This window comes from Dermabacter sp. Marseille-Q3180, from assembly GCF_940792985.1.
Lineage (GTDB): Bacteria > Actinomycetota > Actinomycetes > Actinomycetales > Dermabacteraceae > Dermabacter > Dermabacter vaginalis.
Window position 1 is genome coordinate 1,204,557 of the sequence record NZ_CALNWU010000001.1, and the last position, 16,115, is coordinate 1,220,671.

10 protein-coding genes are annotated in these 16,115 nt (G+C 64.2%); 6 read left to right on the forward strand and 4 right to left on the reverse strand.

Annotated elements, in window-relative coordinates; translation table 11 throughout:
• Positions 1-189: 189 nt before the first annotated feature.
• Positions 190-5,727, reverse strand: a complete 5,538-nt coding sequence (locus tag NBW56_RS05440; protein ID WP_250258275.1) for a S8 family serine peptidase — start codon at positions 5,725-5,727, stop codon at positions 190-192.
• A gap of 129 nt (positions 5,728-5,856) precedes the next feature.
• Entirely contained in the window at positions 5,857-6,711 is an 855-nt protein-coding gene (locus NBW56_RS05445; RefSeq protein ID WP_250258277.1) for a hypothetical protein, read from the reverse strand.
• Positions 6,712-6,803: 92 nt separating this feature from the next.
• Between NBW56_RS05445 and NBW56_RS05450 the strand changes: the two genes are divergently transcribed.
• Positions 6,804-7,298 (forward strand): hypothetical protein, encoded by a 495-nt coding sequence (locus NBW56_RS05450; protein ID WP_250258278.1) that lies wholly within the window; start codon positions 6,804-6,806, stop codon positions 7,296-7,298.
• A gap of 90 nt (positions 7,299-7,388) precedes the next feature.
• Complete coding sequence (locus tag NBW56_RS05455) at positions 7,389-8,528, forward strand: methyltransferase domain-containing protein (protein ID WP_250258280.1); 1,140 nt, start codon at positions 7,389-7,391, stop codon at positions 8,526-8,528.
• Here NBW56_RS05455 and glpK read toward each other — a convergent pair.
• Positions 8,525-10,075 carry a glycerol kinase GlpK gene (gene glpK / locus NBW56_RS05460; protein WP_250258281.1) on the reverse strand — a complete coding sequence of 517 codons (1,551 nt, stop codon included), beginning with the start codon at positions 10,073-10,075 and terminating at the stop codon, positions 8,525-8,527. The two genes, NBW56_RS05455 and glpK, sit on opposite strands and share 4 nt — an antisense overlap.
• Before the next feature lie 71 nt (positions 10,076-10,146).
• Entirely contained in the window at positions 10,147-11,874 is a 1,728-nt protein-coding gene (locus NBW56_RS05465; protein ID WP_250258282.1) for a glycerol-3-phosphate dehydrogenase/oxidase, read from the reverse strand.
• A gap of 155 nt (positions 11,875-12,029) precedes the next feature.
• Between NBW56_RS05465 and NBW56_RS05470 the strand changes: the two genes are divergently transcribed.
• From NBW56_RS05470 to NBW56_RS05485, 4 genes are all read left to right on the forward strand, one after another.
• Positions 12,030-13,022 carry an asparaginase gene (locus NBW56_RS05470; protein WP_250258283.1) on the forward strand — a complete coding sequence of 331 codons (993 nt, stop codon included), beginning with the start codon at positions 12,030-12,032 and terminating at the stop codon, positions 13,020-13,022.
• Between the two features lie 107 nt (positions 13,023-13,129).
• The gene (locus NBW56_RS05475; protein ID WP_250258284.1) at positions 13,130-14,287 is read left to right on the forward strand and encodes an ATP-binding protein; all 1,158 of its coding nucleotides are present in this window, start codon (positions 13,130-13,132) and stop codon (positions 14,285-14,287) included.
• A gap of 84 nt (positions 14,288-14,371) precedes the next feature.
• Positions 14,372-15,277, forward strand: a complete 906-nt coding sequence (locus NBW56_RS05480; protein WP_250258285.1) for a DUF2268 domain-containing putative Zn-dependent protease — start codon at positions 14,372-14,374, stop codon at positions 15,275-15,277.
• Between the two features lie 14 nt (positions 15,278-15,291).
• The gene (locus NBW56_RS05485) at positions 15,292-16,059 is read left to right on the forward strand and encodes a MerR family transcriptional regulator (RefSeq protein ID WP_250258286.1); all 768 of its coding nucleotides are present in this window, start codon (positions 15,292-15,294) and stop codon (positions 16,057-16,059) included.
• The last annotated feature ends 56 nt before the right edge of the window (positions 16,060-16,115 follow it).

Sequence of the window (16,115 nt, forward strand, 5' to 3'; positions counted from 1 at the left end):
CGTACCGATCCTTTGAGGAGAGGATCCGTACTCGAAGCCCTAGCGCGGGGGAAAGGGATACGGCGCCGGCTCGTGGGGACGAGCCGGCGCCCTCTTTTTATTCGAAGCGGCAAAGCTGCCCTGGCCGGAGGGAAAAGAAGGGCCGCCCGGGGATCCACTCCCGTGCGGCCCTCCCAAGAGGCACCGGCCTTACAACCTGTGGCCGCGCCTACGACTCACCACGAGCACCGCGCCACCAGCGACGAGGGCACCGCCAACGAGCATGAGCCCTGCGACCTCGGTGCCCGTGCGGGGCATGAAGCCCGATGCACCGTTCGCCTTGCCGCGACTTGGATTCTTGCCGCGCTGGCTGCCGGGAGCCGTCGGCCCCTCACCCTCGCTGCTGCCACCGGAGCCCTCCGCATGACCGGAATCGCCCGGCTTATCGGGGCGTGCACCGGCATCGCCCGAGCCGCCCTTCGGACCCGGCTTCGCAGGGGCGATGATCTCCTTGCCGTCATCGCCACCATCGGTACGCGCCGGCTCACTCACTCGATAGGTCGCTTGCGACGAGCCTGCCCACGTGAGAGTGCCATCGGCCCAGGTCGAGCCGATCGGTTCCACGGTGCCGTCCTCACGCACAAGCGCGACGGTCGACCCCTCAGGAGCAGGCAGTGTGAAGGTCGCCTCGAGCGGGCCGAACGCGTTCGACACCGCGATCGTGTGCACGCCGCTCTCGCTCGCGACATCTGCGGTCAGCACATCGTCGCTGCGGAACGTCGACGTAGCACTCAGGTCGCCCGCGTGCAGCGTGACCTGCTCCAGGTCGATCGTGACCTTGACATTGCGAACCACTTGGCGTCCGGCAGCATCGGTCGCTACCAGAGCAACGGTGTTCTCGCCGGGGGCGAGAATCGTGCCCTCGCGAAGCGAGAGGCTCGTCGTGTCGCCCTTTACGACGGTCCCGTCGGGGAGAACGGCACCGTCATCCGTGACCGAGTACCGCTCAAGGACCTGCGCAGCAAGCGCCTCATCGTCCGCGAGGTCCTTCCGGTTCACGGTGAGGGAGAGCGCATCCTCGCCCTCGATCACGGGCTCCGCGTCAACATCGAAGGTGCGTGTTTCAGAACCCTCATTGCCGGCGAAGTCGGCACTTGTCGCGCTCACGGTATAGCGGCCTGCGGGCAAGCTCGACGTCTCGAGTTCACCCGAGAGATGCGTCGTTTCGGGAACGGCGAGGGTGCCCTCGGCGGTCACATCGTCGCCTTCACCCGGGGTGACCGTGTCCTCCGCGGGTGTTTCGACACCGTCAGCATGCTCCGCTTGCGGCTTAGAATCCTCTCCGTCGTCAACCTCATCGACATCTACGAGAACGTTTTCGACGGTCACCTTCTCGGCATCGAGCGGAACACTCGCGTTCACGAATTCACGCGTGAGGTTGCCGTCGGCCGTCGCACCCGCAAAGCGTGCGTTGAGGCTCGCAAGGTGCGGGTCCGCAGCGCTCACGGTGAGGGTGCGGCCGTCGGTAATGCGCTCGCCGTCGGCAACGGTGTCGATCGCCACCTCGGGCGCGACCTTGTCAACGATCACGGGGATCGCGGCGACCCTCGTGTTGCCGATCGAATCGGAGAAGGTCACGAGGATCGTGTCGCCATCCGCCACCGCAACTGTCTCGGAGAACTCGCGGCGGTTCGCCTCGGGCCCGATCGCGTTCGGTACGTGGATGTCCACGGCCTGCTGGTTGTTGACGCGGAGGCCATAGCCCCAACCGTCATCCTCCGCGGTTCCCGCAAACGTTGCCTCGTCCTTGTTTGTGAAGAGGGTTCCGTTCACGAGGTTCGGGCTGTCGAAGCGCACGGTCGGCGCGTTGACGTCGAACCAGATGTTGAGGATCTGGCGGCCCTTCACCTCGCCTTCGGGGTTCGTCACGACGTATTCGTAGTGGTTCTCTCCGGTTTCAACGGGAACCTTCGCGGTGAAGGTACCGTCCTCGCCGACGGTTGCCGTGATGGGCTCGAGGCTACCGATGTGCTCGCCTTCGGCACGCGCACCGGGGGTGAGGGTGACGGTCGAGCCGGGCTGACCGCCCTTGCCGCGCAGGGTGTAGGTTGAGCCGTCTTCACTGAGGTCACCCGATTCGGGCGACACGAGGCACAGCGCGAATCCCTGGAGGCACTCGAGGTTCTCGAACTCGGGAGTCGGGGTGGCTTTGGAGCCTTTCACGCGCCCCGAGATCTCCACGACGAGGTAGGTGAAGTTGGCGTTGTCGCCTGCCTGGAGCACGAAGAGCGGTTCCTCTTCTTCCACCGAGGAGGTCGTCACCTCGAACGAACCATCGGGTTCAGCGCCCACGAAGTCCCAGTTCACACCGGCCCACAGGCCACCTTTCTTCGCGACCGGGTTGGAGGGCTCCGGATCCTTGATGGTGCCCTTGATCGTGAAGGAGCCATCCTCGTTCGGGATGATGCGGCCATCCTCATCGAGGTTTGAGGCGGAAATATCCACCTCGGCCGGTTGCGCATCGTAGTAGAACGTGAGGGTTTCGGAGTCGATCTCTTCGCCGGCCTCGTTGAAGGCGCGTGCCGTGATCGAGTTTTCCTCATCGGGGGTCACGTCCACGAGCGCCGTGAAGCCACCGTTGGTGATGTCGTAGCTCTTGCCTTCGACCTCGACCTTGGCCACCTGGCTCGAGACGGTTCCGCTCAACTGGAACTTTCCGTCCACGTATGCGTCGGAGGCATTGCCGAACACGAATTCGGGATCGTTGTAGGTCTTCGTGTTGAGAAGCACGAGCGGGTCGCCGTCAACGAGGACCTTGCGGAACTCCACCTTGTTGTAGGCGTTGTCGGAAGCAATGAACCACAGGTACTTCGAGGCTTCGGCGTCCTTGACCGTTACGGTGTAGGTGCCATCGCCGTTGGCCTTGACCGGGAGGCCCTCCCCCGTGGCATCGATGACGGACAGGGACGGGTTGGCCCCCGAGAGTTTGTCGTCGATCGTGATGGTGATGGTGCCGTTTTCAAGCTCGCCAACGCTGACTTCGGGTGGCGTGACGTCGATGCCGAAGGGCATATCGACCGTCTGCCAGTCGAAGTCTTCCGAAAGCCTGGACTTCACACGGTAGATGTAGCGGCCTTCGGGGACGTTCACGAATTCGCCCTTCGCCGGGTCCCACATGCGGCCGTCGAAGGTGCCGCCGTTGATGAGGGTCGAGCCTTCGGGGGCGAGCTTGTTCTTGACTTCGAGCACGTCACCCGCGATGGTGCGGGGAACACTGTGGGTGGCGCCGAGGTCGACGAGCGGCTTGCCGTCTTCCGTCAGGACGCTGAATTCCACATCCGCGGCGTTGCGCATCATGGCAAGCGCCGCGCTGGCTTCGTCTCGCGTGCCGTCGCCGTTGGGTGAGAGCCAGCCGCCCTCGGGCAGCGTGCTCGGGTAGGGACTACCGAACAGGTCGAGGGTCGTGGAAAGGCCCGTGACCTCACTCTTCACGCCGAGCGCGTCCCACCCGTGACCCTGCTCAGCCACGATGGGTTCCGCGTTCCAGTCGCCCACGAACCCGAAGTACGGCACGGAAAGGGTGGGCGCGCTTTTTGAGGTGAGCACCGCGTACCCCTCAATGAAGTGGTCTCCGGCGCTCAGGTCGGGCTTGAGGGTGAAGGTCACGTTCGCGGTGCCGTTGGCGGGAACGGTCACGGACTTTTCCGACGCCTGCAAGCTCTCGTGGGAGACCACGCTCGTCGTCTCTTCTCCCTTGGCATTCGTTTCGTTGAGCACGGTCTGCGCGGGGATGTCGTAGGTGACCGCCTCGCCCGAGTGGTTCGTGAGGGTCACCGTGAATTCGCGAACGGAGTTGACCTCTTTGAGCTCGACGGCCGGCTCGCCGTCGACGGTCGCGTACACGTTCGTATCGAGGGCGTTCGCCATTTGCGCGAGGCCCGCGCCGACCTGACGCGGAGGCGCAACGTGCTCGCCGTTCTTCACGGGGATCGCCGTGTTCATGAGTGCCGTGCGGGCACGGGCAAGCCGCTCTGGGCCACTGAGGTCGGGGTAGCGTTCGGCGTAGTTCTCAAGGAGCAGTGCGGACATGCCCGAGATGTTCGGGGCCGCCATGGATGTTCCGGACTTCGTGCCGTACTTGTTGTCGTTGAGCGTCGAGTAGACGCTTCCGCCGATGCCGGCGATCTCGGGTTCGAACTCGAGATTGGGGGTCGTGCCCCACGAGGAGAACGTGGAGGCCTGGGCCGCGGTGGGATTCGCCTCCGAACCAATCTCGTTTGTGAGGCGGATCGTCACGGGCGTGTCGCCGCCCTTTGCGATCGCATCGCGAATAGCGACGCCCGTCGAGTGCTTGAGGGAACCGCCGATGATCGTGAAGTCCTCGATACCGGCCATGCCGGCGAAGGCCTCGCCGCCTTCTTCGGAGTTGAACACGAGCACGCCGGCGGCGCCGTGGTCGATCGCGCGCTGGAACTTCTCGGTGAAGGAGATTTCACCACGCTCGATGAGGGCAATCTTGCCGCTTAGATCAGTGCCGTCCGGGTAGTCCTCTTTTTTGCCGAGACCCAGGTAGGCGACCTCGTAGGGCTTGTTCGTCGCTTCGCCGATCTGGAGCTGGTAGCCGAAGGGGTGGTCTTCACCGTCGTTGTAGAAGCCGCGTGGTGTGGAGACGACGTTGTTGTCAACCGAGGCGACCGTGAGGGCGTTGCCCTGGATGCCGGGGGTGCCCACTGTGCCGTCGTCGAGCTTTCCGAGGGCGTCGTCGGTTCCTCCCGTTTCGGAAAAGTTGAGCCCGTCGTTGCCCGAGGAGATGACGGCGAGTACGCCCATCTCTTCAGCCTTCTTGAGGGCGAGGTTCGAGCCGTCGGAGTCCCACTTGACGCCGTTGGTCGATCCGAGGGAGAGGTTGATGACGTCGGCCTTAAGTTTGACGGCGTCCTCGATTGCGGCGATGAGGTCGGAGTCGGAGGCGTAGGGGTTAGCGCCGTTGGAGAAGACCTTCAACGAGAGAATCTGGGCGTTGGGGGCGACACCCTCGAGCCCGCCTTTCTTGCCGTCGGGGGCGTTGGCGGCGACGATTCCGGCGACGTGCATGCCGTGCTGGCTCGTCGTTGTATCCCAGAATTCGTAGTTTTCGTCGGCGTAGTTGTAGCCCTCGGGGATTTTCTTCGTGAACTTGCCGTTCGGATTCACCGTGTCGATTTTCGTATCGACGCCATCGTCGATGCGCATGTCTTCGTGGGTGGGGTCGACGCCCGAGTCGATGACGGCGACGACCATCCCGGAGCCGTCCACGCCATAGTCGTCGAAGGCCGCCGAGACCTGTTCCATTTCGCGCGCCTCGTATTCGGTGCGCTCGTACTGGCGCTCGCGACGCACGGAATCGACCTCGGGCTCTGCCTGGAGCTTCGCCATGTTGGCCGCGGGCATCGTTGCCGAGAAGCCGTTGACGAGGAAGCCGAACTGACGGTCGACCTCGATGCCATAGGCCTTGCTCCACGTGTTGATGAGGCGAATCTGCTCGCGCAGGTTGCGGTTTTCACCGTTTGTGGAGGGCGATCCCGGCTGGTTCTTGAGGGTCACGAGAACGGCGACCCGGTCTTTGCTGGAGTTGGACTCGACGTGCGCCGGGTCCTTTGGGGGCTCGTTGCCGTGCGGCTGTGCGGCCACGGGCGCGGCTGTAAGCGTGAGCGCTGTGAACGCTGCGACGCATGCGGCGGCGGCGCGCTTGAGTACTGGGAATCTCACCCGACACCTCTTCGGTAGTGACGATCCCGCGCCACGACTGTGACGCGCAGCCCAGTTAAGGGTTGCGCTTGATCATAAGCATGTAACGCGCAACACGCAGCCGAATCTCAGAATGTGTACAAAGATGACTCAGGGTTCCGACGGCGCCTCGCGAATATCGATCCCAAAGATCCGTTTCACCTGGGCCGTCACGAGTTGCGGGTGGCGCCTGTCGCTCGGGGTCGAGGCCCACGGGGCGAACAATCCCGGGAGGTCGGGATGGGTGATTTTGCCGTGAGTCGCGCCCGAGGTGGTGACCACGAAACCGTGCTCTTCGAGTCGGCGTTTGAGCGTGGCGCGATCGCCGGGATGGCGCGTGCCCTGCTTTTTACGATTACTCGGCCCCGCAAAATCCGCAGGATCGAACGAGTCGACGTCCTCGGGTCGAACCGAGAGGGCGTAGGCCGTGGGAAACGCGCCGATGATGTGATTATCGGAGCGCCTCACCTGCACGGTCCAGTCGCCGCGTTGGAAGTGGTCGCTCGCGCCGTTGTCGCTCGTCCACGCATCCTCGGGATCAGCAACGGTGAGCACGATGATGTCGTGGGTGATGCGCGCGAGGCTCGCTCCTGACACTGTGCGAACCTCCTCTTCGCGCACGGTCAGCGGGCGCGTAAAGGGGCGCGGGTCAGTGGGGTTGAGAGTCACGACGGCGCCTGCGGGAGGCGCACTGAAGCCTCGATCGATCTCGAGTGTCTCCGTTTCATCCGCGCTTGCGCGCGGCGCTCGTGCCGCCTCCTCGGCCTGGTGGCGCTGTGCCTCGCACCTCTGTTCGGCTTCGGCGAGAAGATCCGCGAGATCCTCCCCCGCTGCTCTGCGCCGCGCGAGCTCGGGGACAGCGTCGTAGTCCACCGCGCGTACTTCTCGCTTTGCGCGCGTACGCCCTGCGAGGGTCGCGGGGCTCGGTGCACCCGGGCGGGTCGTGTCTCGCGGTGAGTCTGCCATGTCCACCACCGTACCGCGGTGAGACGTCCACCTCGCGCGGAGCCGAGGCGGTTAACCTGGTACTCGTCTCATTTCACCCTAGGAGGACATTCGTGCGTGTTTCCACCTCGCTGCGGGCACTCGCGGCATGCAGCTGCCTTGCCCTTGCTCTCGCGGGCTGCGGTTCTTCCAACGAACCGGAGGCTTCGCCCTCCACGTCGAGTGCCCCCGCGGCGAGCGACGGTGGCGGCCCGAGCGTCGTGATCAATGAGTCCGAGGGCGACGGGGACGCGCCACCGGTCCCCGAGATCACCGCCGGAGGCCTCGATCATGCCGAGCTCGGCGATTCCTGCAGCGACGAGGGCATGGTGAAGATCCCGCTGCACGGTGCCCCTGATCCAGCGCTCGAGGGTTTCGACGGCTCGTTCACGTACAACGGGTGGAAGGAAAACGGCGGCTCCTCGGAAGCGACGTTCACGATTAACCAGGGCGGCGGCAAGCAGCAGTTCGGTCCGCTCCAGGTTGGGGATCAATTCGAACTCGGTGGCGCCATGTATTCCGTGACGAGCATTTGTAAGGACAACGCCCAGCTCGACGTCATCGGCTAGTTCATGGCCACACGACCGCACCCTCGGATCACCCCCGATAGCGGGATCTGCGAGTACTTTTCTGCCGGGCAATGCGAATCGTGCAGCCTCATGCGCACCCCGCACGATGTCCAGGTTCGCGAGGCGCATGCACAGCTCACAGAACTCCTCGCCGATGTGGCGACGCCTTCCACCGTGTGGGACGAGCCGCTCGTGAGCGCACCGTGGGGGTTTCGCACGAAGGCGAAGATGATGGTGCGTGGCACGGCGGCGGCCCCAGTCTTCTCCTTTCCAGGTTCACACGAGGGCGTTGACCTCGCCGATTGCCCGCTGTACCCCACGCTTGTCACCGAGGTTCTTGAAAGTGCCCGCGCGCTCATTCGCCGCGCCCAGGTGCCGCCCTACAATCTCGACAAACGTCGCGGCGAGATCAAATACGTGCTCGTCACCGCAACACCAACGGAAGCCATGGTGCGCCTCGTCCTGCGCAGCACTTCCGCACTCGAAAGGCTCCGCGAACACCTCACGCTCCTTGATCCTCGCGTGAGCGTTGTGAGCGCCAACATCCATCCCGAGCACGAGGCCCTCATCGAGGGACCTGAAGAGATTCACCTCGCGGGGGCCGATCGTCTACGCCTCCCACTTGGCAATATCGACGTTGACGTGCTCCCCCGCTCCTTCACGCAAACGAACACCGCCGTCGCGAGCGAACTCTACGCCCAGGTCGCACGCTGGATTCTCGACGCGGACGCCCGCACCGCATGGGACCTCTACTGCGGCGTGGGCGGCTTCGCCCTCGGCATCGCCCACGAAGCACGCGCCCGCGGCGCGCACATGGACATTACGGGCATCGAAATCACGGATGAGGCGATCGAAAGCGCACAAGGTTCGGCGAAGCGGCAGGGTTTCGCGGGCGCCGTCGGACCCCACACCGCCCCCGAAGCTCACGTTCGCGTGCGCTTCGAGACCGCCGACGCAACCGAGTGGGCAAGGCATCAGCCGAACCTGCCCGAAGCGGTCGTCGTGAACCCGCCGAGGCGCGGCATCGGCGAGGCACTCGCGACCTTCCTCAACGGCTCGGGGGTTCACACCATCGCGTATTCGAGCTGCAACCCGGAAACGCTCGCCGCGGATCTCGCGCGCATGCCGAACTACCGCATCGCACGCGCACGTCTCATCGACATGTTCCCGCACAGCACCCACAACGAGGCCCTCGTTCTTCTTTCACGCGTCGCGCCCGAGAACGATTAGCCTTCGTGGTCGAAGGCGTCCTCGACGTCGTCATCGACCCAGTCGAAGGTGCGCTCCACGGCCTTGCGCCACAGGCGCATGCTCCGCTCGCGCGTCTTGTCGTCCATCGACGGGCTCCAACGGACGTCCTCTTCCCAATATTTCTCGAGGTCATCGGTCGAATCCCAAAAGCCCACGGCGAGACCGGCGGCATACGCGGCCCCGAGCGCTGTCGTCTCGATAATCTTCGGGCGAATCACGTCCACGCCGAGAATATCGGCCTGGAACTGCATGAGGGTCTCGTTCACGGTCATGCCCCCATCGACGCGAAGCTCCTTGAGCGGCACCGTTGAATCCTCATTCATGGCGTCGATCAGCTCGGCGCTCTGGTAGGCCGTGGCCTCGAGAACGGCACGCGCAATGTGGTGCTTGTTCACGTAGCGGGTGAGGCCCACGATCGCCCCGCGAGCATCGTCCTTCCAGTAAGGAGCGAACAGACCCGAGAACGCGGGCACGACGAAGCAGCCACCCGAATCGTCGACCTTTGTCGCGAGTTCTTCGACCTCTTTCGCGCTCGAGATCAGGCCGATGCTGTCGCGGATCCACTGCACGAGCGAGCCCGTGACGGCAACCGAACCCTCGAGTGCGTAGACGGGATCGGCGTCGCCGAGCTTGTAGAGCACGGTCGTGAGCAGGCCGTTCTCTGAAGAGAGCGCCTCGGTCCCCGTATTCATGAGGAGGAAGTTACCCGTGCCGTACGTGTTCTTCGCGGTGCCCTTCTCAAAACATGCCTGGCCGAACGTGGCCGCCTGCTGGTCGCCGAGGATGCCCGCGATCGGCACGTTCGTGAGGAGGCCACGCTTGCGGCCCTTCCCGTATACCTCGGACGACGAGCGGATCTCGGGGAGCATCGACATGGGGATTCCCATCTCGCGCGCAATATCCTCGTCCCATTCGAGCGTGTGCACGTTCATGAGGAGGGTTCGCGAGGCATTCGTGACGTCGGTGACGTGAGCGCCGCCCTTCGTTCCGCCCGTCATGTGCCACAAAAGCCACGTGTCGATCGTGCCGAAGAGCAGATCGCCCGCCTCGGCCTTCTCGCGCGCGCCCTCGACGTGGTCGAGGATCCACTTGACCTTCGGGCCCGCGAAATACGTCGTGAGCGGCAGGCCGGTGACCTCTTTGAACCGGTTCACGCCCTCCTCGCCCGCGAGCTCGTGCACGATTCGCGCCGTGCGCGTGTCTTGCCACACGATCGCGTTATACACGGGCTTGCCGGTGTTTTTATCCCACACGACCGCGGTCTCGCGCTGGTTGGTAATGCCGACGGCTGCCAGGTCATCCCGGTTCACTTCAGCCCTGTTCAGTGCGAGCGCGATGACCTCACGGGTGTTGCTCCAGATTTCCATCGGATCATGCTCGACCCACCCTGAGCGCGGGAAGATTTGCTTGTGCTCGAGTTGGGCCTGCGACACCGCATGGCCGTCGTGGTCGAACACCATCGCGCGCGAGCTCGTTGTGCCCTGGTCGATGGCGAGAATGTATTTCTGGTCTGAGGTCTCTGGCATGAGCGGTCCTTTCGGCTCCCGCGGGCACCGCTGCCCGCGCTTAATCGTGGGTGCGCTTTCGCGCGCGATGGTTAGCGTGCGGGAATTTCGCGAACGTTCTCGAGGAGGGCAGCGGCTTCGGCATCGCTCGTCGTGTGCTCTGCCTCGAGGCGGGCGGCGATAAACGCCGAGTACGCCTCGATCTCGGCCTCGCGCCGCGCCTCGTCCCAGCCGAGTTCGTCCGCGAGGATCTCCGCGACCTCGCGAGCAGCGCTCACGCCGCGATCACGCGTCTCGTAGTCGAGGCGCGTGCGGCGCATGAGGGCGTCGGCGAGGTGAAGCACGCCCTCGCTCCGGGCGGCGTACACAATTTCGGCGCGAAGGTAGCGAGGGACGTCCGTGAGCGGTGTCGCGAGCTCGGGGTTCTCGTCCATGAGGGCAAACAGTTCCTCGAGTAGCGAGCCGTAACGGAAGAGGAGGCGCTCGAGGCGCACCTCGTCGATTCCGTACTTCCCCGCGAGCGCGGTTGCACGCACCCGCATCTCCTCGTAGCCGGCACCACCGATGACGGGGATGTCGCGAGTTTTGGTCTTCGGGGCATCGGGGGTCCCGCGGAGGGCGAAGTCGACGACGTCCTCGGCCATGACGCGGTAGGTCGTGTACTTGCCACCGGCGATCGCGCTCAGGCCCGGTGCGACCTCCATCACCGTGTGTTCGCGCGACACCTTCGTCGAGGCACCGTCGGACTTTTTCACGGGCTGAAGAAGGGGGCGCAAGCCGGCGTAGACGCCGATGACGTCCTCGCGCGTGAGCGGGCGGCGAAGCACGTCGTTGGCCTTTTCGAGTACGTAGTCGATGTCGCTGCTTGTCGCGGTGGGCACCGAGACGTCCTCTTTCCACGGGGTGTCGGTCGTGCCGATCAGCCAGTATTCGTCCCACGGGATGATGAACAGCACCGATTTCTCGGTTTGCGTGATGATGCCCGTATTGTCCTTCGCTTCAATCGCCTCGCGCGGAACCGTGATGTGGATGCCTTTCGAGGCGAGCACCTGAAGCCCTGAATCGGCGCCGGCGCGATCCTGTTCTTCACCGGTCCACACGCCACCAGCAAGAATGACCTCGCGCGCGTGCACCTCGTATTCGTTGCCGGTCTCGAGGTCCGTGATGGCAGCGCCCACGACGCGACCACCGTCTTTGAGGTAGCGCGTAACCTTCGTGTAGTTCGCGGCGGCGGCGCCGAGGTTTACGGCGGAGCGCACGAGCATCGCGACGAAGCGCGCGTCGTCCATGCGCGAATCGTAGAACTCGATCGCGCCCGAATTCTTTTCGGGGTCGAGTCCCGCGAAATCCTTCGCGAGGCCCTTGGAAAAGACGTGCTTGTGGATCGGGACCTCGCGGTGGCCGATCTGCATCGCGTCGTAGAGGGCAATGCCCGAGCCAATGAACCCGCGCTCAAAGAAGTTCTTCATGGGGAACATGAAGCTGATGGGCTTCACGAGGTGCGGGGCGGTCTTTGAGATGAGCAGATCGCGCTCGCGAAGGGCCTCGGCAACGAGCGTGAAATCGAGCATTTGCAGGTAGCGGAGGCCGCCGTGCATGAGCTTCGACGAGCGCGAGCTCGTGCCGCTTGCCCAGTCGTTCATCTCGACGATGCCAACGCTGAGGCCGCGGGTTGCCGCATCAAAGGCGGCACCGGCACCGTTAACGCCGCCACCAACGATGAAGATATCGAGGGGGTTGTTGGCGCTCGTCGCGGCAAGCTTCTCGAGGTGTGCGGCACGCGAGCTGGGATTGAGTGCGGAGCGGGCGGATGAGGACATAACCACTTCCTTCGTCGGGTGTGCTCGGTTCGCCGTTGAACCACATTTCGCAAGCTCCGGTGAGGCTAACACCGCTACATCACCGTTCACGGAGAGTCACCGGCCGGCTCGGTTCTACACTGATCTCACGCGCACCGGCACGCATAGGAGCACCCATGACCGCGACCACCCGCATTCTTGTTCTCGGCCTCGGCGGCACGATCGCCATGAGCCAAAACCAGCCGGGTGGGCACGCCTCACCCGCGGCACAGCCAGATGCGAGCATGTTCCCCATCCCCGGCATCGAGTTGGAGTTTCGGGAAATCGCGAACGTGGGTTCGCCCTCGGTCACGTTCGCGCACGTGCGGGAGGTTCTGCGGGTGGCACGGGAAGGGTCCGACGCCGGCTTTCGCGGCATCGTGCTCACTCACGGCACCGACACTCTCGAAGAGACGGCGTTCTTGCTCAATCGCTATTGGAACCTCGATACGCCCCTTGTTGTCACAGGCGCGATGCGCCCCGCGAATGCCCCCGGCGCGGATGGGCCCGCGAACCTTCACGACGCGATCGTTACCGCCGCGAGCGAGCAGGCGCGCGGCCTCGGCGTTCTCGCGGTTTTCGATGCGCTCGTGCACGCCGCCGATCGCGTCACGAAGGTCAGCTCTCGAAGCATCGACGCGTTCGATTCGGAGCCTTCAGGTCCCCTTGCGCTCGTGAGCGAGGAGGGGATCCGCGCGATGTATGCGCTGGAAGCGTCGGACTGCGTGATGCCCACCGTGCCCGCCGAGCTTCCCTCCGTGCCTCTCATTGGGACGGGCCTTTTTGATCGCGGCGAGGCGCTCGGGGCGCTCGTGCATCAGCCTGAGCCACCGGCGGGGATCGTGATCAATGGCGTGGGGATGGGGCACGTGCCCGAGGCTGTTATGCCGCTCGTGCGCGAAGCCCGCGAGCGCGGCATCCAGATCGTTGTCGCGACGCGAATCCCCGAGGGCGGCACGTCGACCTACCACTACTCCTACCCGGGTGCGGAAGTGGATCTCATCAATTCGGGCGCGTGCATGGCCGGCATGTTGAGCGCGCACAAGGCACGGCTGTTGCTCCAGGTTCTGCTCGCCGCCGGCGCGAGTCGCGAGGAGATCAGCGGCGCGTTCGCGGGCTTCGCCTACTGATGCTCTGTGGCCGCCACCCCGGCCCTACTTTTCATAAATTTCATAAATTTCAAAGCAATTCATAAAACTCATAGATCTTCATAGGCGCCGCGGCCTACTCTTGAGGTATGACCGGTGCACGCAACCCCTTCCGCGCAACCCTCGGCGCTACTCCCCCGCTTCTTGTCGGTCGCAACGAAGCGGTACAGAACTTTGCCTTCGCGCTCGATGACGGTCCCGGAGCTCACGAACGCATCTCGCTCATTGTGGGTCCAAGGGGCATCGGGAAGACCGTGCTTCTCAACGCATTCGAGGACACAGCCCAGGAGCGCGGGTGGTTCGTCATAAGTGAGACGGCAACACAGGGCTTTGTGGAGCGCATCCGCAGCGAGATCATTCGCCGTTTGGCACGTCAGCGCTCGCAACTCAAGGGCCTAGGGCTCTCTATCTTCGGCGTTGGCGGCTCTGTCACCTGGGACTCCTCCTCAATCTCGGAAACGTCGTATTCCTTGCGCAATGCCCTCGATGACTACCTCGCGTACAAGGCCGATCTCGATCGCTCTGCGGGACAGCCCGCGAGCGGCGTGCTCATTACCCTCGACGAAATGCACCACCAACGCACCGATGAACTGATCGAGTTCGGTGCGACCGTTCAGCACCTTGTGCGCGAGGGAAAAGACATCGCTGTCGCGATGGCCGGGACCCCCTCGGCGATCAAACCGTTGCTCTCCAGCCGAACGAGCGAGAGTGAAGGTCCAAACCCCATCACGTTCTTGCGCCGTGCCGAAAGAATTGAACTCGACCGGGTATCGGACGATGACGTGCGCCTGGCGCTCGAGAGTCCGCTAGCCGAAGCAGAGATCACCTGGACGGAAGAAGCACTCCAGACCGCGGTCAACTCGTGCCAGGGCTACCCCTTTATGATCCAGCTCGTCGGGCAGTGGGCGTTTCGCGAAGCTCAGGGGAGGAGTATCACGCGAGAAGCTGCCGAACGAGGGGCAGAGAAGGCCCGACGAAAACTCGGCCAACTCGTTCACGAGCCGGCGTTGGCAGACCTTTCCGATGTTGATCGCTCGTTTCTCATCTTTATGGCTCGAGACGACGGCCCTACGGAAATCGCCGATCTCAAGGCACGGTTCGGTCGCTCAGACTCCTACGTCAGCAACTACCGCAGGCGTCTTATCGATGCCGAAATGATCGTCGAAGCTGGGCGTGGTCGCGTTGATTTTGCGCTGCCGTACCTGCGCGAATATCTGCGCGAGCACGCCGCCAGTCTCGTGGACTAGGTGTACTAAGTGTACTGACCGGAAACGTTGATCGGCGGTCAGGAGCTTGACCTTGACGCAGCGTCAATGTTTAGCGTCGTGGGCATGACAGTGACGATGATTGACAGTGCCGCTGGGATGCGGGAGATGGTGAGCAGTTCTCCGGAGCAGTGGAAGGACGCAGCTCGCAGGCTGTGGGAGCCGATGGCGGGAATGTACTCCTTCATTCCCGGTGGACCTGATCTGGCCGCGGTTCACAGCCAGAACTTCGGTTTCGGACCCTCCGTAGCGGCAGACAAGATCCTCGGCGCGGTCGACGCTTTGGAACGCGCCGATGTTTGGGGCCGTGTCGAGCGAGCGCTCGAAACGGGGCTGCGGGAGCTGAACGCTGCCGATCCGACTGTGACGATGCCTGACCTGACGGTGTTGCTCGTGCTCGGGGATCCCACCAACAAGCACTTCATGGATGAGATCCGCGGCCTGTCGGCCTTCAGTGGGATCAGCGGGTACATCGCCATCACGATCTGGCCCACCGACGAGGTTCTGGCGCGGTTGGAGGGCATCGCCCTGCACGAGCTCCACCACAATGTGCGGTACTCGCCCGGAGGCGTGGTGTGGAACCCGCAGACGGTCACGGTTGGCGAGCACGTAGTGGCTGAGGGTCTCGCGGACCTGTTCGCCGCCGACCTCGTGGGCGAGCAGGGATTCACGCACTTCGTCAGCGACCAGACCCGTACCAGTGACGAGGTGCTGCGCCGCGTCACCGAAGGCCTGGACGTGACTGGCATGCAGGATTTCGCGGCTTGGGTGTTGGGCGATCCGAGCGCTTGCCTGTTCGGCGCAACACCGGTCGGGCTGCCCACCGGGGCCGGTTACGCTGCCGGGGCACGCTTCGTATCCGCCTATCGGGAGGTCACCGGACAGTCACCCGCCAGGGCCGTGGCCACGCCCGCCTCCGAGATCCTGGCCGTGGCACTGCCACAGTTGGGTCTGACAATGCCAGCCCGCTGACGAGAGAGGCCGAGATGGTGGAGTGGACCGTTCAAGAACTCGCTGACCGCGCCGGCATCAGCGCCAGGACATTGCGTTACTATCACCAGATCGGCCTGCTCGTCCCGGACCGGATCGGCGCGAACGGCTATCGCTACTACGGACCTGTCGCCGTGGCACGCCTGCAACGCATCCTGCTCCTGCGTGAAGCCGGCCTGGCCCTGGGTGCGATCGGCGAAGCGCTGGCAAGCGACGCGAACCCAGACGAGGAGATCACCGCCCTCGAGGCGCACCTGGTACACCTCGAGCACGAGCGGGAAGCGCTGGAACGTCGTATCGCGTCCGTCGAGCACACCGTGACGATGCGACGCGAGGGACGCCAACCGCGGATGGACATGGTACTCGAAGGCTTCAACGACCGCTATGAGGCCGAGGTGACCCAACGATGGGGACGCGTGGTCTTCGAGCAGTCCAACCGGTGGTGGCATAGCAAGAACCTCACCCAGCAACGTCAGTTCCAGGCCGACGCCGAACAGCTCCTGGCGCGGTGGGGCGAACTCCACCAGTCGGGTATCTCCCCATTAAGCGACCGGGCCCAACAGCACGCAGCCGCCCATGCCGCCTGGTTCGCCCAGATCCCCGGGACGCCCGGGCATGCTGGCGACCTGGACAAGACCCGCGCCATGCTCACTGGCATGGCCAACCTCTACGCCACCAACCCAGACTTCCATCCCGCTTTCGGTGGTGCAGAAGCCGCCGGCTTCGCCGCCCAAGCGCTGCGCCACTACACCCAGAGCCACTGAAAAGCACCCTTCGGGATGGTCGCTGCGACCGAAGGGAATGCCGCCATGACTCATGC

Coding starts and splice junctions, on each gene's coding strand:
- NBW56_RS05445 (WP_250258277.1), bottom strand. CDS start 6,711: ATGGCAGACTCACCGCGAGACACGACCCGCCCGGGTGCACCGAGCCCC.
- NBW56_RS05455 (WP_250258280.1), top strand. CDS start 7,389: ATGCGCACCCCGCACGATGTCCAGGTTCGCGAGGCGCATGCACAGCTC.
- glpK (WP_250258281.1), bottom strand. CDS start 10,075: ATGCCAGAGACCTCAGACCAGAAATACATTCTCGCCATCGACCAGGGC.
- NBW56_RS05465 (WP_250258282.1), bottom strand. CDS start 11,874: ATGTCCTCATCCGCCCGCTCCGCACTCAATCCCAGCTCGCGTGCCGCA.
- NBW56_RS05470 (WP_250258283.1), top strand. CDS start 12,030: ATGACCGCGACCACCCGCATTCTTGTTCTCGGCCTCGGCGGCACGATC.
- NBW56_RS05475 (WP_250258284.1), top strand. CDS start 13,130: ATGACCGGTGCACGCAACCCCTTCCGCGCAACCCTCGGCGCTACTCCC.
- NBW56_RS05480 (WP_250258285.1), top strand. CDS start 14,372: ATGACAGTGACGATGATTGACAGTGCCGCTGGGATGCGGGAGATGGTG.
- NBW56_RS05485 (WP_250258286.1), top strand. CDS start 15,292: ATGGTGGAGTGGACCGTTCAAGAACTCGCTGACCGCGCCGGCATCAGC.